Genomic DNA, 18,840 nt, shown 5'->3' on the forward strand with positions numbered 1-18,840 from the left:
TTTATTTAATGATATGGTTAAAAATCTTGTTAAATTATTTTATAAGTGGAGAAAATTTCATTGAAGACCCGAAACCTGATAATTGTTTTGAGTATGGTTTTTATATTTGGAGCCTTGGGGGTTTCCGGTGCCCAAGAAAAAACAGCCAACATAGAGACATCGGCCATAATAGTTGAGCCAGCGGGTCAAGATGCGGCCATAAAAATGCTGAGTTCCATTCTTGAGTTGAAAAAAAACTTGAACAGCCGAATCACTGAAAAAAAAGCGCTGCTGGCAAAGAGCACTTCAGAAACACAAAAAACCAATCTTCTGGCGGAGTTGAAAAAACTGGACAAAGCAATGGCCAGTGCCAACGTTGATTTTGAACAGATTGCCACCGGCGTTGAAATCAGGTTGTTTGCCGAAAAAAAATCAGAGCAATTTGATTGGAAAAGAGAGCTGCTCTCCCTGGCAGAACCGGGAATACTGGAATTAAAAAGGTTGACGGTGGATGCCAGGCACAAGACAAAATTGAAAGACGAGTTTTCCTTTTACCAGGGGCTGGTTCCCGTGGCCCAAAAGGCCAACGAGCATCTTGTTGCCCTTGCATCAAAAACCGAGGATCCCGGGTTGAAAGCAGATATTGAACGGCTGATGCCGGAATGGAACTCTGTGGAAAACCAGATCAAAAATAAGCTGGACCTGGTTGAAATGCAGCTTGCGGAAATAGAGAGACAAGAGAGCTCTTTGCTGGAGAGCTCCCAGGCGTCTGTTAAAAACTTTTTCAGGACCCGGGGGCTGTTTCTTTTCATCGCCATGGTGGCGTGCATCGGCGTTGTCTTGTTGCTACGGGTTTCTTATCTGTTTTTGATGCGGTTTGTTCCGGGGTACAACGCCCGGTACCGGCCGTTTCATATCCGGGTCTTTGAGCTGTTATACCGGGGGCTGACCTTTTTTTTCTCCCTTTTTGTTCTCATTTTGGTTTTTTATTTGTTTGAAGATTGGGTATTGCTTTCCCTGGCTATTATTTTTCTCATGGGGGTTGGCTGGGGTGCCAAGAATGCCCTGCCAAGGTTTTGGCATCAGAGCCGTCTCATTCTCAACATCGGCGCTGTCCGGGAAGGGGAGAGAATTTTTTACCAGGGGGTTCCCTGGCTGGTGAAAAAGATCAATTTATTTTCCACCCTTGAAAACCCAAGCCTTGGGGTCAGCCTTCGGTTGCCCATTGAAGCGTTAATGGACAAATCATCCCGGCCCTTTCATAAACGAGAACCCTGGTTCCCTTGCCGGAGAAATGACTGGGTTATCCTGGCCGATGGAACCCGGGGCTGTGTGACCAGTCTGTCCCATGAAATGGTGGAACTTGTCCAGCGGGGGGGTGCCCAGAAAGTTTACCAGACAGGAGATTTTCTGGCCCAGTCGCCCTTGAATTTGTCTGTTAATTTTAGGCTGAAAATTTTATTTGGTATCTCCTATGCCCTCCAGGCCCAGTCCACCCATGGGGTTCCAGATATCCTGGAAACGCATATTCAAGAACAGATTCGCCGGGAAGGATATGAGGACTCCCTTTTAAATCTCAGGGTTGAATTTGCCCAGGCAGGTGCTTCCTCACTGGATGTGGTGGTAATTGCAGATTTTAAAGGGGATATGGCACCCTTGTATATGAGGCTTTCACGGGCGATACAACGGTGGTGTGTGGATGCCTGTACGCAAAACAACTGGGAAATCCCCTTTCCCCAGCTTACAATTCACAGGGAATCGTGATTACGGGTACTAATATCGGATCAGGAACTGCAGGAGAGCATGGAACAGCCCGGTTTGTGCCGGGCCCATTCCGGTCTTTTTGCTGCAAAGCTTTCCCTGTCCGGTTGTTCCTCATAGGGGGTGCGCATCACATCCAGTAATTCCCAAACCCCTGAAAAATCGTTCTTTTCCGCCTTTTCGATGGCGGTTTGGGCCAGATAGTTTCTCAAGATATATTTGGGATTTACCCGGTCCATTTGTTCTTTTTTCTTCTCAGGGGAAATTTTGTCCCTGGCCAGTCTTTTGCCATAGGCCGCCATCCAGGTGTTGAGTCGGTTCACATAGTCCTGGGTGATTTGATGCGGGTCATAAAAGGCTTTTTCCAGAAATGCCGGAATCTGTTTTTCCAGAGGATTTTTCGAAATTTCCAACAGGGAAAGCCCCCTGAAAAAAAGGGTGTAATCGGTTTCCACTGATTCAAGGATCCCCAGCAGTTCTGTGGTGAGGGCTCTGTCGGTCCCGGGTTCAAAGCGGTTAAACCCCAGTTTTTGAGCCATCATGGTATCCTGGCCCTTGTGGAAGAATGTTATGGCATGGTCCAGGGCTTCCTGGAGGGGCTCTGGGCGACCCACCACGGGAAGAATAGCATTGGCCAGTTGACCCAGGTTCCACAGGGCAATCTGGGGCTGGTTCTTAAAAGCGTAGCGCTTTCCGGCTGCATCTGTTGTGTTGGGGGTCCAGCCGGGAGAATAGTCTTCCAGCCAGCCATAGGGGCCATAATCAATGGTCAGGCCCAGGATGGACATATTATCCGTATTCATCACCCCATGGACAAACCCCACCCGCATCCAGTGGGTAATCATGGTCATGGTTCGTTCACAGACATCCTTGAACCATGTTGTATAGGAGGGTAAGGGCCCCTGGGGAAAATCCGTTTCAATGGTGGTGTCCATGAGCAACTTTAAAAGGTCATTTTCCCGGCGGGCGGCCAAAATTTGAAAATTGCCGAACCGGGTAAAAGAGGGGGCGATCCGGCAGACCACCGCCCCTGGTTCCCCTCGGGGGTGGCCGTCATAGAACATATCCCGTTCAACTTTTTCCCCTGTCAGGGTCAGGCTCAACGCCCGGGTGGTGGGTACGCCAAGGTGAAACATGGCTTCACTGCATAAAAACTCCCGGACAGACGAACGGAGGACCGCCAGGCCGTCGGCGGTTCTGGAATAGGGGGTGGGACCGGCTCCTTTCAGCTGGAGCATCCATCGAGCGTTTCGCTGGTTGACAATTTCTCCCAGGTTGATAGCCCGCCCATCTCCCAGCTGTCCTGCCCAGTTGCCGAACTGATGGCCCCCGTAGCACATGGCAAAGGGATCCATGCCCTCCAAAAGCGTATTCCCGGTAAAAATTCGGGTAAACAGGTCCGATTGACAGGCTTTTTCGTCCAAATCCAGCAGACGGGCAGCTTCTCGGGAAAAGGCAACCAGTTTGGGCGCTTTCGCCGGGGTTGGGTTCACCCGGGAATAGCAGGCCCGTTTCACCTGGTGCCGGGTGTTTCCGGTTTCCGGGTCACAGGGCAGCTCCCGTGTAAATTTATTGTCAAAGGTCAGGCTTTCCAGTGTCGTTCTATTGGGTGTCATAGTCCCCCTTTGTGATATTTATTAGGTTCGCCTAACAAATATAACCATTAATTTGCATAACAAAAGGTGGGATATAAAAAGACAGGCCACAAACAGGCTTGGCCCGGGCCGTGTGAAAACAGGCCTAGGGCTGCAATGAAAACGTTTCTTCCGGAATGGATTGCGCTTCAACCGCCTGGAGCATTTCAGTGAGTCTATTGACATGGGCGGTTTCTTCCTGGAGGATTTTATCCAGACCGCCCAAGGTCTTGTCGTCCTGAATAAAGGTTTCTAGAAATTCGTAAAAAAGGATGGTATCCGCCTCAAATTCAATAAAGATTTCCAGCATCTGGCTGGTATGGGTGATCTTTGAAAAATCAACCTCATCCAGGGAAAGGCTTTTTTCTCCCATCATTTCCTGGAGAACATCGGGCAGCATCTGTGCAAAATCTTTTGCGGTTGAGTCCTGATCCCCGTCCTCTTTTTGTCCTAAAAACCAGCGTTGGTGGGAGGCTTCCTCCCGGGCCATCCATTGAAGCAAGGCCTTTAATTCTTTGTTTTTTATTTGAGTTTGTGCCTTGCTATAAACGGTTTCCCCGTTTTTTTCCATTTTTGCAGCAATATCCAAAAGGTCGTTTCTGGTAAACATGGCAGGTATCCTTAAGGTTGATAATTATTTACTGAGTTTCCCTCTTATAGCAAGATAGTTCTCCAAAGTCTCGAGTATAATATGTAAATTCTTTTCTTAAAATTTTCAAAAGAGTTGATTTATATGCGTAAAATAACTATAGAGAGTCACCACTATAAAATAGCGAAAGAACCAATTCGGTTGATTTTTTAACCCCGTTTATGGCAGTGTTGGGCAATGGCGCTAAATAATGTTTTTGAAAAAATAAAGCAGTCCAATCATCTTCCCCAGCTTCCCCAGGTGATGCTCAAGCTTGTTAAGGCCTGTGGCAATGACACATCAAGCAGCGACGAGCTGGCCCATATTATTTCCGCAGATCCTTCCCTGACATCAAAACTGCTCCAGATTATTGGATCCTCCTATGTGAATTTGCCCAAAGAAGTCAGCAATATCAAAACAGCCGTGGTCTATTTGGGGCTGGAGACCATCCGCAATATTGCCATCAGTTCCGCTGCCATGCATTTTTTCAGCTTGTCTAAAAAATTGCCTGAATTTGATATGGCTCAGTTCTGGTACCATTCCTATAAATGCGGGGTAATTGCCAGGAAAATAGCCCAGGAAAATAATTTTTCCGACCCGGACGATTTTTTTCTGGCAGGGCTTCTCCATGACATCGGTCGGCTTGTTTTAATGCAGGCCTTTCCAAAGGAGTATCAGGCACTGTTGCAGACAGATTTTTCGGAAACCGAATTGCTCAATGGTGAGATGAATCTTTTTGGCGCGGATGCCCCCCAGATATCTTCCTTGCTTTTCAGTCACTGGAACCTCAATTCCCTGGCCTCGGATGCGGTCTTGTTTATCAATGAGCCCGTTGACAAAATTCGCGAAGAGGTCGCCTATATAAAAACCGTTTATATGGCCAATATCCTTTCAGGCCCGGATCCCATGGAAGAGATCCCACAGATTTTGCCCCTTACGGGTATCCCTGAAGATAGGGTTGGGCAGATCGCAGTAGAGGCCGAGGTTGAGGTTCTGGGTATGGCCAAAAGCCTGGGGATAAAACTTACGCCAGGCCGGGACAGGGAGGTTGAACAGGGAATAGCCCTGGAAATAAAAGACCTGTCTCTTGTTTACGGTACCCTTGAAAATTTGTTGAATGCAAAGGATATCCCTTCCGTACTGGATATTGTCCAAAATGGGTTGAAAATTGTGTTCAATGTGCCCCGGGTTTTTTTCTTTCTTTTGGATGGGGAAAAAACGATGCTGACCGGAGACTGCAACCCGGCGGATAAAAATTATAAGATCGTCAGCCGTATTGCCCTTCCCATGTCCAACCCATCCAGCATGCTGGTTAAATCCCTGAAAACCGGCACTATCCAGACCCAGTTTCAGTCGGCAAGGGATGCGGATTCAGCGATTTCAGATATCCGGATTATCCGTCTGCTGGAAACAAAGGGGGGCTATTGTATTCCCATTGCTTGTGGGGGGAGGGGAATGGGGGTTATGGTCCTGGGGGTTGACCCGGACCTCGCCAGGAACCTGGATGGTAACAGGGGGCTGTTAAAATTTTTTTCCAAACAAGCAGGAATGTGTCTTCAGAATATTGGGTTTAACCAGGAATATGCCCGGGACATGAATGAAAAAAAAATGGAAGCCTATGCCACCCTCACCGATAAAGTGATCCATGAAATCAATAATCCCATTGCCATCATTAAAAGTTACCTGGAAACCTTGCGGCTGAAATTGCCGGATAAACATCCGGCCCAGGATGAATTATCCGTTGTGGGAGAAGAGATCAGTCGGGTATCTGTCTTACTCGAAGGGCTGTCAAGCTTTTCAAAACCAAAGATCGGTGGATTTGAAGCCATTGATATCAACCAACTTTGTACGGGAATTATTGAGATCTTAAAAAAATCGATTCTTCTCCCCCGGCAGATTCAGGCCAGTTTTTGTATGGATTCTGCCATTCCCCGTATTAAAACCGATAGAAACGGATTGAAGCAGGTGATTATCAATTTGGTTAAAAATGCAGCTGAGGCCATGGAAAACGGCGGAAAAATTGAACTTACAACACGGCTTTTACCGGGATCTGCCAAGATTCTCATTGATGAAAAAAAACAACTTTCCGGCAGCATTGAAATCCGTATCCAGGATAATGGGCCCGGTATTGCCCCTGGGATAATGGAAAAATTGTTTGAGCCCTATAATAGTTCAAAAAATGGGAAAAACGCAGGCCTGGGGCTTGCCATCGTCCATTCCATTGTCAAGGAACTCAACGGCAGGGTTACCTGTGACAGCAATCAAAGCAGAGGGACCTGTTTTTCTGTCTTCCTGCCCATAACACCCCCCAACAGCGCGGTGGAATTATGATGAAATCCAACACCTCCAAGGAACACCGTCAAAAAATAGGAGAGCTGCTGGTGGATGAAGGGCTGGTGAACCCGGCTGATATCCAACAGGTCCTTGCTATCCAGGAAAAAGGCCGGTCCTCACTGGCGCGGAGTAAAAATAGGTTGTTTGGCATGATCCTTTGTGATTTGAATCTGATCACGCCCACGGACAATTATTGTGTTCTGGAAAAACACGGTAAGCTCATCACGATTCAGGATTTTTTGATCCAAAAAAAGCTCGTGTCCCCCTCTTTGGTTGAAAAAACCCTGGCCCGGTCCCTTGAGCTGAATATCCCGTTCATGAGCCTTTTATTGGAAGATGGTATTATTCCCAAAAAATTGCTGCAGCAGATTGTTTTTGACCTGTTTCATATTCCATTTCGATCCATCTCTGATATTGTTTTCAACAACCATACCCGAACAGAGCTTTCTTTTATCATCGACAAAATCCAGGCCCGGGAACACAAGGTGATTCCCTTGATTCTTAAGGGAAATACGCTTTTGTGCGGTATTGCAGATCCACAAAATCTTACCTTTATCCGGGAGCTGAACAACCAATTTCCCCAGTATCGGTTTAAAACAGTGTTTATTTCTTTTTCCGGGTTTACCTGGTTTTATAAAATGCTCTATGAAGAGGCCTGGGTCCTGGAAACATCAATGGAAAAACCGGTTGACCTGTCCTTGTTGTTAAAATTTTGTGTGACAATAGCCGATCCTGTAAAAGAAAAGGATGCGGTTTTGGCCCTGTACAAACGGTATGAGCAGATGAGAAGCCTTGTCGGGTTTGCGGCCCAAGGGGAAAGAAAAAAAATGTTTCAGGCCTTTGTGGCGGAGTTCCATGGAAAAATTCGGCAAAAATATCACTGCCGATCCATTGAGTTCTCATTGAAAAAAGAAAAAAACCTATTGCGGATTATGGCATTTCCCAAGGATCAGGAAGAATAATTATGGCAAAAATCATCACCATTGCAAGCGGTAAAGGCGGGGTGGGTAAAACCAGTATCAGCCTGAATCTGTCCCTGGCCCTGGCGGCATCGGGTCATCGGGTCTGTCTCTTTGATGCCGACCTGGGACTTGCCAATGTCAACATTCTTACCGGCCTGTTTCCCGAGCACGGGCTTGAGGATGTAATCTGCGGGGAGTATTCCCTTGGGGAAATTATGATCAAAGATTTCCAGGGAATTGATATCATTCCCGGCAGTTCCGGGGTTGAAAAAATAGCGGATATGACGTCCAAAGAGGCCCAAAGACTCATCCGGTCTTTTTTGGAACTATCTGCTTATGACTATTTTATTTTGGATACCTCGGCCGGTATCTCCTCCCAGGTCTTGTCCTTTTGCCGGGCATCCCATGAGATGATCCTGGTGGCCACCCCGGAACCCACTTCCCTCACCGATGCCTATTCCCTGTTAAAGGTGTTGTCAAAACACCCTGGGCTTCCCCGGATAAAGGTGGTGATCAACCATGTCAAAACAGCTAGTGCCGCTAAAAAGGCCTATGCCAGGCTCAAGGAAACCGTTCACAAGTTTCTTCCCATAGAAATTTCTCCCCTGGGAATTGTGGCCCAGGATCATAATGTCCCCATTTCCGTGGTTTCCCAGATCCCATTTTTCATGCTTTTCCCGGATACGGATGCCTCAAGGTGTATTCGATCGATTGCCCTCAAGTTGGTGAAAGATCCCTTGGGCAAGTCTATGCCCATGGAATTGTTCTGGGATCGGTGTCTGGGGTTTCTCGCTCCTCAAAATAAGACAGTCTCCAAGACAAGGGGGAGGAAAAGGCCTGCCGGGCAGATACCAGACAAAGACCAGACAAAGGTTTGGGCCAGGGATAACCAGGTGGATCTAAAGGAGCGAATGTCTTCTCTTGAGGATCAAATGTCCCTGCTCCTGGAGGGGATGGGCGAAATAAAGGCGCTTCTTCGGGCTAACCGTTTTGAATCAAAAGAAACAGATAAAAACAACGCAAGTGCATCCTTATCATGGAAGCCTGCACCCCCTGCGCCTGAGCTGATTCCCCTTGACTTTGAATCCTGGATAAAAGAGCAGTCGGTTTAGTTTTGATTCTTGAGTGATCCTTCTCTTTGACCACCACCTATCTTGGCTTACAACGTCTGTCACCGCCAGATCTTCGGTCTTTGCCGGATCTTCTTTCCGGAGAATGCTCGGTATATGAAAATGTCCGTCTATCGCCCCCGAAACGCCTGCCATTATTGTCCATTATTTGTCAATTCCTCTGTCATGCCTGGTTGGCCCCTTCTCTTGGCTTGGTTATAATAATGCAAAAAACGTACCTATTTTACGGCTTCGCAAGAAGGTTGCTGGGTGGTATTTTTAATAATTTAGAGTATTTTTTTTCTAGGAAATAATTGTACTATTACTACAAAAAAGACACAAAAAAAAGAAAGTAATTACACAATAGATGCAACCCATAAGGACTAACAATAAAAACGGGTTAACCCGCGATATTTTTCGTGATAAAAATTGCGGTCCTAGGGAAACAAGGCAAGGTCTCTTACTATTTAAGAGGAGGGTCAACTTTAAATTCTTTCATTTTATAAAGTAGCGTCTTGTAACTAATCTTAAGAATTTTTGCCGCATGGGATCTGTTCCAACCCACTTTTTCCAGAATAAAGGTAATAATTTCTTTTTCCACCTTGTCCGAAGCCAGCTTTTTAATCTTTTTTAATGAAATGTCCTCAAATAATTTTTCAGAGCTGGTTGATATATCGACAAATTGAGAAATGATACCGAGGTGGTCCCCTGTGAACTTGTCGTTTGCAAGGCCTTTTGTTCCACCGACTTTTTCCTCTTCCGAGGATGTCTCAATCTGCTCACAGGGAAGGTCCTCAAAAACGGTTGCCCATGAGTCAAAGATCATTTGTTTTTTTATGCAATTTTGAAGCTGGCGGACATTTCCCGGCCATGGATAATTGCACAATTTTGTAAGAGTTTGAGAATCCGGCAGCCGCCATTGGCATTGAGGATATTCTGATTTGTACCGATCGCTATAATATTCAATAAGCGAAGGGATATCTTCTTTTCTCTCTCGGAGAGGGGGAATGTGAATATTAATAATATTCAATCGATAGAAAAGGTCCTCTCTAAAGGTCCTGTTGGCAATGCTTTCTTCAAGATTGTGATTGGTTGCTGCAATTACCCATACATCCGTTTTGAACTCCTCATCGGACCCCAGTGGCGAAAATTCACCGTTTTGCAGCACATGAAGTATCTTTGATTGTAATGCCATTGGCATATCACCAATTTCATCAAGGAAGAGAACACCCTTATTCGCCGTCTGAAATTTACCGGCTCGTTTTTTGTCAGCCCCGGTGAAAGCCCCTTTTTCATATCCATAAAGTTCACTTTCAAGCAAGGTTTCAGGCAATGCAGCACAATTTAGTTTTACAAAGTTTTTTGTACACCGATTAGATTCGGCATGGAGATTTTGAACAACAACATCTTTGCCAACACCGGTTTCACCCGTTATCAATACATTCAAACAGGTATTGGCTACATTTTTGATGAGTTCTGTTATTTTTCGTGTTGAACTGCTATCACCGATTAAGGGAGTCATCATAGCTTGTTTGCTTTTTGTTATCCGAGGTTAACCCAAAAAAAATAGAACCGGTGTTTTTATGTTTCATCCATTGAGGGGAAGAGGTCTATTCTGTAATCGTTAATTTTTCATATTATACTAAATATTTATAATGAATGTAAACAGCTAACAAAACTATATTATATGGGAAGAAGGTATTAAAAGTTATCCGACCCTATCTATTTTGAATATTTAATATTTTTATACAAGAATCCAGCTCTGTTTGGTTTCCGGTATGTTTGCCCCTGTCATCGGATAGCTTGATGGTGTGATGCCAGGGCTTTTCCGGATTGATTTGGCATCGGGACAGCTTGATAACCATGTTCAGAGGTGCCACCCCTAGATCATTTGTCAGGTGGGTGCCGATCCCATAGGCATCTTTGATTTTGCCCCTGCATTCATTGTGAATGGTTGTGGCGCCTTTGATATCAAGGCCGTCGGAAAAAATTATGGTTTTGGTGGCAGGATCAATATGAAGGGTTTCATAATGGTGGACCAGTTTTTTGATAAAGGCAATGGGGTCCCCGGAATCCTGGCGCACGCCGTCAAAATGTTCGGCAAGGTGTGAGTCAAAAGAGGATAAAAATACCTCTGTGGTATAGGTATCTGCCAGGGCAATACCCAGCTCGTCCTTAAAGACCTTTATCCAGGCTTTCATGGCAGTGGCATTGGCCTTTTTATATCCTGCAATAGCCCCGTGGAACATGATCCATTCATGGGCCAGGGTGCCAATGGGGGGGATGCTAAATTTTTGGGCAAGATGGACATTGCTGGTGCCAATGAGGGTATGGTTTTTTTGACCGAGGATATCTTGGATCAGTTTGTCGTGGGTGGCAAAAGAGAATCGCCGTCTGGTCCCAAACTCTGCAAAATAGATCTGGTTTGCGGCCATAACAGCGGCCTTATCCTGGTTTCTTTTTTTTATATTTTTCAGGAAAGGAGGGGCCGGGGCGGTCATGGAAAAAAAAATTTCGCTGATGGTGGCCATCAAAGGGACTTCCCAGAGAATGGTTCTGTGCCAGGGACCTTTAACGGTTAAAAAAAAGATTTCTTTTTCTTGTCCAAGGATTACCTCGTCCGGATTGTAGGTATAGCTTTCCAGATAATCCAGATAGGTTGGTGTGAAAAAGGAACAGGTGTCTTTAAGATAGGCTTTCTGGCTCTGTGACAAGGAAAGCCCGGCCATCTTTTCAATTTCTTGTTTGACCCTTTGGGCAAACCCCTGGGGAAAGGCCGTGGCCCCCCTGTTGGTAAACTTATATTCTGCCTGGGCCCGGGGATAGAGTCTATGGACGGCCTGCTGCATGGTGAATTTATACAGGTCATTATCGAGAATGCTTTGGATCATAAATGAAAACAGATTTCCTAAGGCTACAACTCCGGGCTACCCGAATTGATGCGGGCAGCCCGGAGTTGTACCCCATAAATACTATTTATTTGAAAGATCTTTCAAACAGATCTTCCATGGCTTTTTTGGCATCGTCGGTCAGGTTTCGTGTACCGGTACCGGCAAATGTTTTGTGGGAAATAACCGGGGTAACCTGCTGCCAGGAATTGTCGATCCAGGAAAACCATTCCTTTCGATCCTGCTCATAGACAAAGATCGGCCGGTTAAAGAGTTTTCCCAGTTCTACTCCCCATCCGGTTCCCCCTTTGACGGTTTTATCCGGGAGGACCCAGCCAATGACAAAAATCTGATACCCGTTGTTGATCATGTGAAAAATGGATTGGATCACCTTCCGGATTTTGTTGACCCGGGAAAAGGATCTGCCCATTCGGGCAGAAACGATATCCATACTGATATCCCCTTTTTTCAGCTCTTCATCATTGAGCATTTTGACCCCGACGTTTCGGTCAAGATTGTGACCTTCAAAGGAATAATTAATTTCCTTCATGCCGTATTTTTCCGCCAGTTTGCCAAATTCTGCTTCCGCTCCTCTGTGGCCGCCGCTATAGAGAATCGTTTGGGATGCATCACTCATAGTCTGTTACTCCTTGGTAAAGATTTCATTCTTATAGGACAGTAATGTTGTGCTGTGCAAAATGAATTTGTTTATCATATAAAAAATGAAGCGTTTAATCAATAAAGAACTGATGTCAACTGATGGTGTAAGTGTTTCTTCCGGAATTTTTGGCAAGGTACAAGGCACTGTCAGCCGATTCAATGAGTTGGGTGGGGCGTAAGTCTTTATTGGGAACCATGGTGCTCAGGCCGAAACTGACCGTGACATGGTTTGCCGTGGGAGAGGCTCGGTGGTCGATTTCCAGGTTTTTTATACTTTCCAGCATTCGTTGGATAATTAAGACGGCGCCGGTTTCATCTGTTTCCGGCAGGATGGCTGCAAATTCTTCCCCCCCGTATCGGGCGATGGTATCCACATCTCTGAGAATGCTTTTTTTAAGCCCCTTGGCAACTCGTTTGAGGCAGTCATCCCCAAGCACATGGCCGTAAGCATCGTTAAAGGCCTTAAAATGATCAATGTCTGCAAGGATCATGGACAAGGGCTTTTGGCTTCTGGTTCCCCGCTGCCATTCCCGGATCATGGTTTCATCAAAAAAACGTCTGTTAGGAATGTCGGTGAGGCCATCCAAAGAAGAGAGCTGGCGAAGTTTTTCATTGGATTCTTCAAGTTTGGACTGCAGGGTTTCCAGCTCCAGTACCTTGGCATCCAGTTCCCGGGTTTTTTCTTCCAGCAGCTGGCGCTGGTGGTAAAGTTCAAGAAATATCTTTATCTTACTTTTCAAAACATCTATTTCCAGGGGTTTGAACAGATAATCCACTGCACCGGATCCATAGCCTCGAAAAACCTGGGATCGTTCCTTTGTGGCGGCGGTGACAAAGATAATGGGAATGTTTTTTGTTCGTTTGTTTCCCCTGAGCAGGGCTGCGGTCTCATACCCATCCATGACCGGCATCTGAACATCCAGAAGAATGAGGGCAAACTCATGGTCAAGGGTTTTTTCAAGGGCTTCCTGCCCCGAGTTTGCCCGAACAATCATCAGTTCCGGTGATTCAAGCACCTGTTCAAGGGCAAGAAGGTTTTCCGGTCGATCATCAACAATCAGTATGGATATGGCTCTCATTTAAGTTTCCTTCACCGTTATTTGATTGATATACGGTGCAATCTCTTGCAAATCAAGTATTTTATCCACACCCGCCTGATTTATGGCAGATAGGGGCATGGTATCCACCTCGGCTGTTCCCGGGGATTGAGCAATTACAAACCCGTTAAGTTGCCTGATTCGCTGGATACCCTGGGTTCCGTCGGAATTGGCTCCTGTGAGAATAATGCCCACGAGTCCCTCCAAATAGGCTTCTGCTGCTGTTTCAAATAATATATCAATGGCAGGCCTTGAAAATTGTACCTGTTCTGCTGTGGAAAGTGCAATGGTTTTATTTTGTTCCACCATCAGGTGATAGTTGGCCGGGGCAAAATAGATGGTATTGTTTGCAATGACCTCCTTGTCCTCGGCTTCTTTTACGGCAAGGGAACAAATTTTATTAAAATGGGTGGCCAGAAAGTCATCGGAGCCCGGGCTTAAATGCTGTACAATGAGGATCGGCAGGTCCAGGTGGTCCGAAAGATTTGGCAGTACGGCGGTAAGGGCAGCAAGGCCCCCTGCAGATACGCCTATTACAATGGCTGTGCAGTCTGTTTTTTTCATGCCTGCCGTTTTTTCCTGTAAATTTTTTCTTGGCTGGCAACGGGCTCAAATTTATCTTCCATTTCCGTGAAACGAAGGCTTTCCTTGGATCCCAGGCAGAGATACCCGCCGGGGCAGAGGCTGTCATAAAATAGTTTTAACACCCGGTTTTGCAATTGCCGGTTAAAATAAATCAGTACATTTCTGCACAAGATCAGGTTCATTTCCCCAAAAACCCCGTCGGTGACCAGGTTGTGGGATGAAAATAATATGCGTTCCTTTAAGGATTGCCTGAGGATGACATGGTCATAATCGGCGGTATAATAATTGGAGAAATCATTTTCCCCCCCGGACTGCTGGTAATTTTTTGTATAGGTCTTCATCTCCTCAAGGGGATAAATACCGTTTTTGGCCTTTTCAAGGACGAGCTCGTTAAAATCCGTGGCATAGATTTGTGATCGACTCTTCATTCCCTCTTCTTCCAAAAGAATGGACATGGAATAGACTTCCTGGCCGGCGGAGCAGCCGGCGTGCCACACCTTGATAAAAGCATAGGTTTTTAAAAGGGGAATCAGATCCTGGCGGATTTTTTTGTAAACATCTGGATCCCTGAACATTTCCGTGACATTGATGGACAAATCCAGAAGCAGAACATTAAAAAAATTTTCATCATAAATGATTTTGTGCATCATTTCGGCGTAATTTTTCAGATTGCTCAGGTTCCGCCGGTGCTTTAGCCGCCGTTTTGTGTGGGCATTGGCATAGTCCTTGAAATTATAGCCATATTTTTGATGGATGGCTTCCAGGAGCATCTGTATTTCCAGGTTTTCATTTTGGAGATTTTTTTGGAGATCCGTTTTTTTTGTATCCATTTTTTTGATGTCAATTTTTTGTGTATTTGGGATCATGAATATAGCCAGACCCTCAGCATGGAGATAAGTCTGTCGGGATCCACGGGTTTTGCAAGGTAATCATTGGCCCCGGCCTCAATGCATTTATTCCGGTCCCCTTTCATGGCCTTGGCCGTGAGGGCGATGATGGGCAATTTTTTCTTGGTTTTTCGTATCTCCTGAATCGCCTCATATCCGTCCATTCTGGGCATCATGATATCCATGAGCACAATATCAATTTCTTTGTGTTCATTGGCCTTTTTAACGCCTTCCATGCCGTCCCTTGCAATGAGGACGGTCATTTGTTTTTCTTCCAGCACAGAGGAGAGGGCAAACACATTTCTCATATCGTCATCCACCAGGAGGACGGTTTTTTCGCTCAAAACAGCTTCCTTGTCATGGACCATTTTAAGAAGCGTTTGTTTTTCCCTGGGCAGGTCGGCTTCCACCCTGTGAAGAAATAGGGCCGATTCCTCCAACAGGCGTTCCGGTGATTTGACCCCTTTGATGATAATACTTTCTGTATATTTTCTCAGTTTTTTGTCTTCTTCCAGGGTCAGCTCCCGGCCGGTGTAGACGATGACCGGTATTTTGGAACAGGCCTCGTTGTCACGTATTTTTTCCAACAGTTCAAAACCGGACATATCTTCCAGGCCAAGATCCAGAATCATACAGTCATAGTTTTGGCTGGTAAGGGCTTCATAGGCAAGCAGGCCCGTTGCGACCATGGTGGTTTCAACATCCCCATTGCCAATCAACGCTTTGATGCTCTGGCACTGGATGGAATCATCCTCCACCACCAGCAGTTTTCTCACCGGGTGGGTGATAATGTTTTCAATTTTGGAAAAGGTTTTTTCTACTTTTTCAATGGTCACGGGTTTGGTCAAGAATCCAATGGCCCCCATGCGCATGGCATCCAAAGAGCTGTCTGCCGCCGACACGATATGAACGGGAATATGGCGCAGGTCTGGGTTGTTTTTAAGCCGTTCCAAAACGGTCCACCCGTCAATACCGGGAAGGCCGATGTCCAGCATGATGGCACTGGGTTTGTGGTAATCTGCAAAATGGAGCCCGGTTTCACCGTCATCGGCAATGATGCACTTAAAGCCCCGTTCCCGTGCAAAATCCTGCATGATTTTAGCAGAACTAGGATCATCTTCAATGATCAATAGGCTTTTGTCTCCGGGGGTCAGGATTTTTCTATCATCCCGGACAGAGGCTTTTTGGGTGGCCAGCCCTGGCGCCTGGGGTTGGGTTATTTGTTCTTTTCCATGGGAACTGACCCTGTTCTCATGGGCTCTGGCCATGGGTTCTTTGTCACCTGGGCTTGATTCTCCGGATCCTGATTCTCCGGATCCTGATTCCTGGGCTCCTGTGTCTTTGGAATGGTGCTCCGGGATCACAATGGTAAAGGTGCTGCCTTTGCCTTCTTCGCTGGAAAGATGGATAAATCCCCCCAGCAACTTGGCCAATTCCCTTGAAATGGAAAGACCTAAACCCGTACCCCCATATTTTCTGGAGGTACTGCCGTCTGCCTGTTGAAAGGCTTCAAAAACAGCGGCCTGCTGTTCCTTGGGAATACCGATGCCCTCATCCTTAACGGCAAGGGCAATAGCTGTTTGTGGGGAGATGGCCTTGCCCGACAAAAGTTTTTTTGACGGGCGGCGGATGGTCAGGCTTACCTGGCCCTGTTTGGTGAATTTGAAGGCATTGGTCAGAAGATTGCGTAATATCTGCTGCAATCGCAATGGATCCGTGTAAATGGTTTCCACCATGTCGGGTTCGGTATTGATTATAAAACCAATCTCTTTTTCCCGGGCAAGATCTCCAAACATTCGGTTTAAGTCATCCACTATCTGGGTGATTGCCACATTCTCAGGTACCAGTTCTATTTTCCCCGCCTCCACCTTTGACAGGTCCAAGATTTCATTGATCAGGGTGAGAAGGTCTTCCCCGCTGGAATGGATGGCTGAAGCCGATTCTATCTGACGTTCGGTCAGGTTTTGCTTCTTGTTGCCGGCTAAAAGCTGGGACAGGATCAGGATGGAGTTCAAGGGGGTTCGAAGTTCGTGGGACATATTGGCTAAAAATTCAGATTTATATTTGCTGGCGATTTCAAGTTCCTGGGCCTTGGCTTGTATGTTTTCCTGGGCATCTACCAGGGCGACATTCTTTTTCTCGATGGCTTCCTTTTGTCCTTCCAGGCTTTGGGTCTGTTCTTCCAGTTCCTCATTGGTAACCCGCAGTTCTTCCTGTTGTGCCTGGAGTTCTGTTTCAGATTTTTTGAGGGCATGGGCCTGTTGCTCTAACTCCTCATTGGAGACCCGCAGTTCCTCCTGTTGGGACTGGAGTTCTGCTTCAGACGCTTTCAAGGCCTGGGTCTGTTGTTCAAGGGTTTGGTTTTGGGCCAGCAATTCCTGATGGTTTTGCTGGGCATCGTCCAGAAGTTGTTTAATTATTCTGCGGGATCTTGCGGTGTTCATTAAAATGGCGGTGTTTTTAATGTTTAGTTCAATGAATTGTCTTTGAAGCGATGTGAACCGGGTAAGGGATCCCAGCAGAAGAATGCTGACCACTTCATCTTCAAAGATCAGGGGAACAATAATATAGGAGGTGGCCCTCTTTTGGCCGACCCCGTAATGAATTTGGGGTGCATCCTCCAAAACATCGTTAAAGATAATAATTTCTTGTTCCAGGGCTGCCTGTCCCACCATTCCCTCTCCAAGCTTGATGTTGTTGAAATTGCCCTTCCGATCTGTAAAGGCATGGCTGGCATAGAGTTTTAATATACCGTTGTTATTTCGATACAATGCGCCTAGGTGGGCATCCAAATACCGGGTGATAAAGGAAACAAATTGCCGGCCCAATTTTTTTTCGGTCATTTCCCCGCGAAGGGCATCATCCAGGCCTTCTTTCCCCTTTTTAAGCCAGTCCTGATCATGGAGATTTTTGGCCATGAGATTCAATGACCATGCCAGCTTGCCCAGTTCATCTCTCTGGTTTAGCTTAAGGGTTTTGTTAAACTCTCCTGCGGCAATGGCCTGGGCAAACTTTACGTCTTCGATAATCGGTCGGCTTATATTCCGGGATAAAAAAAAGACCCCGATACCGATGAGGGCAACCAATATTGCTGAAATACCCAGGGTTTTGAGGAGAATTCGCCGGACAGGGGCTTCCACCTCATACTGGTCAATTTTGGAAATTAAAAACCAGTTCATTCCGAATATATCCACTTTATTGTAGGCAGCCAGCACAGCGTTTCCCGCACTATCCGTATAAATACCATGGCCCCCTTCATACCCTTTTTTTACTGCGTTTTCCCAATAGGCAAGGTTCTTGCCCAGGGTAACCCCGATGACATAGCTGCCGTCTCCCATGGTCTGAAGGCTGCTTCTGAGCTCAAATCGGTTTTGAGAAGCCTTCCAGTTGAGGAGGTAGGATTCCCCAGTCCGGCCCATGCCTTTTCGGGATTCAATGATGTCGCTGATCATGGCCGGGGTGGCCTGGAGGATTATGACGGCTACAAGCCGACCCCTGGTATCGATTATCGGTTGTCCGGCAAAGGCGGTTTCTTTTCCCCCGGCCGGTTCATAGGGCTCAAAATCAATGAGAACCCCTTTCTTTGTTTTCACAATTGTTTCCCATGCCCGGGCAAGGCCGGTTCCTGAATAGGATGATTGGGTAAGGCGCTGCCCCAGGTTCTGGAAGTCTTTTTCATTGGAAAACAGGATTCGGCCCTGGGCTGCATCAATAATCTTGAGATTCTGGGTTCCGGAGGAGACAATAAATAGCTTCAGGGACTCTGCATAGGTTTCTACCAGGGTATTGTATTCTGCTGTTGCAAAAAGAGAAGCCCGGGTTTCATGGAATCCAATGAGCTTTTGACTGAATTTAAGGATTTGGTCGCTTCCGGCCAACCGTTTTAAATTCAGGGCCCGTTGTTTGAAAACAGATTCCAGTTGGTCGGTCCGGATGGTCTGAATCGCTGCCAGTTGATTGAAAGATTTTTCCATCAATGCCCCGGATGCAAGCTTGCTTCCGTAATATCCGGCAATTAAAAGGGGCAATATTCCGCTTAGAAGAAATAAGATAATCAGTTTGGGCCGTATATTCAGGTCAGCTAACTTCGATACCATTGCCTCATCCTCATCATTTGCGTGGAAGGGAAGGCATGATATCACAGGGTGCCCGCCCTATATATTTAATTTGCTCGTTTGTTAAAAAATATTGCGAATTACGATAGCATATAATTTAAAAGAAAGACACGCTAATTGAGGGGCTTAATTTTCCATAAAGTCCGTTGAAAAAAAAGTAAAAAATGATACACTGCATCAAAATTGTGAAAACATTTAAAG

At 46.2% G+C, this 18,840-nt stretch carries 13 protein-coding genes; 4 read left to right on the plus strand and 9 right to left on the minus strand.

Annotation, left to right across the window (positions count from 1 at the left end):
- Positions 1-60: 60 nt before the first annotated feature.
- Positions 61-1,743, plus strand: a complete 1,683-nt coding sequence (locus tag ACZ45G_RS30120; RefSeq protein WP_464174327.1) for a hypothetical protein — start codon at positions 61-63, stop codon at positions 1,741-1,743.
- A gap of 20 nt (positions 1,744-1,763) precedes the next feature.
- On the opposite strand, the gene ACZ45G_RS30125 is transcribed toward ACZ45G_RS30120, so the two are convergent.
- Both ACZ45G_RS30125 and ACZ45G_RS30130 read right to left on the minus strand, forming a co-directional pair.
- Positions 1,764-3,356 (minus strand): protein adenylyltransferase SelO, encoded by a 1,593-nt coding sequence (locus tag ACZ45G_RS30125; RefSeq protein WP_464174328.1) that lies wholly within the window; start codon positions 3,354-3,356, stop codon positions 1,764-1,766.
- Between the two features lie 124 nt (positions 3,357-3,480).
- The gene (locus ACZ45G_RS30130) at positions 3,481-3,984 is read right to left on the minus strand and encodes a ferritin family protein (RefSeq protein WP_464174330.1); all 504 of its coding nucleotides are present in this window, start codon (positions 3,982-3,984) and stop codon (positions 3,481-3,483) included.
- 216 nt (positions 3,985-4,200) lie between these two features.
- Between ACZ45G_RS30130 and ACZ45G_RS30135 the strand changes: the two genes are divergently transcribed.
- From ACZ45G_RS30135 to ACZ45G_RS30145, 3 genes are read left to right on the plus strand one after another with little or no spacing between them, the layout of a single operon-like run.
- A complete protein-coding gene (locus ACZ45G_RS30135; protein WP_464174331.1) occupies positions 4,201-6,333 on the plus strand; it encodes an HDOD domain-containing protein in 2,133 nt (710 codons plus the stop codon).
- Positions 6,330-7,298 (plus strand): GspE/PulE/PilB domain-containing protein, encoded by a 969-nt coding sequence (locus ACZ45G_RS30140; RefSeq protein WP_464174332.1) that lies wholly within the window; start codon positions 6,330-6,332, stop codon positions 7,296-7,298. The genes ACZ45G_RS30135 and ACZ45G_RS30140 overlap by 4 nt, the downstream gene beginning before the upstream one ends.
- A gap of 2 nt (positions 7,299-7,300) precedes the next feature.
- Positions 7,301-8,410, plus strand: coding sequence for a MinD/ParA family protein (locus ACZ45G_RS30145; RefSeq protein ID WP_464174333.1), 1,110 nt, complete (start codon positions 7,301-7,303; stop codon positions 8,408-8,410).
- Between the two features lie 460 nt (positions 8,411-8,870).
- Here ACZ45G_RS30145 and ACZ45G_RS30150 read toward each other — a convergent pair whose 3' ends face one another.
- From ACZ45G_RS30150 to ACZ45G_RS30180, 7 genes are all read right to left on the minus strand, one after another.
- A complete protein-coding gene (locus ACZ45G_RS30150) occupies positions 8,871-9,932 on the minus strand; it encodes a sigma-54 interaction domain-containing protein (RefSeq protein ID WP_464174334.1) in 1,062 nt (353 codons plus the stop codon).
- Between the two features lie 193 nt (positions 9,933-10,125).
- Positions 10,126-11,298, minus strand: coding sequence for a nicotinate phosphoribosyltransferase (pncB, locus tag ACZ45G_RS30155; protein ID WP_464174336.1), 1,173 nt, complete (start codon positions 11,296-11,298; stop codon positions 10,126-10,128).
- Positions 11,299-11,383: 85 nt separating this feature from the next.
- Positions 11,384-11,932 (minus strand): hypothetical protein, encoded by a 549-nt coding sequence (locus tag ACZ45G_RS30160; RefSeq protein ID WP_464174337.1) that lies wholly within the window; start codon positions 11,930-11,932, stop codon positions 11,384-11,386.
- 115 nt (positions 11,933-12,047) lie between these two features.
- Positions 12,048-13,034, minus strand: coding sequence for a GGDEF domain-containing response regulator (locus ACZ45G_RS30165; protein WP_464174338.1), 987 nt, complete (start codon positions 13,032-13,034; stop codon positions 12,048-12,050).
- A complete protein-coding gene (locus tag ACZ45G_RS30170) occupies positions 13,035-13,616 on the minus strand; it encodes a chemotaxis protein CheB (RefSeq protein WP_464174339.1) in 582 nt (193 codons plus the stop codon). It abuts the gene before it with no gap.
- Entirely contained in the window at positions 13,613-14,503 is an 891-nt protein-coding gene (locus ACZ45G_RS30175; RefSeq protein WP_464174340.1) for a CheR family methyltransferase, read from the minus strand. Before ACZ45G_RS30175 ends, ACZ45G_RS30170 begins: the two co-directional genes overlap by 4 nt.
- Entirely contained in the window at positions 14,500-18,621 is a 4,122-nt protein-coding gene (locus tag ACZ45G_RS30180; protein WP_464174341.1) for a response regulator, read from the minus strand. The genes ACZ45G_RS30175 and ACZ45G_RS30180 overlap by 4 nt, the downstream gene beginning before the upstream one ends.
- Positions 18,622-18,840: the final 219 nt, after the last annotated feature.

Source organism: Desulfoconvexum algidum (assembly GCF_055382125.1).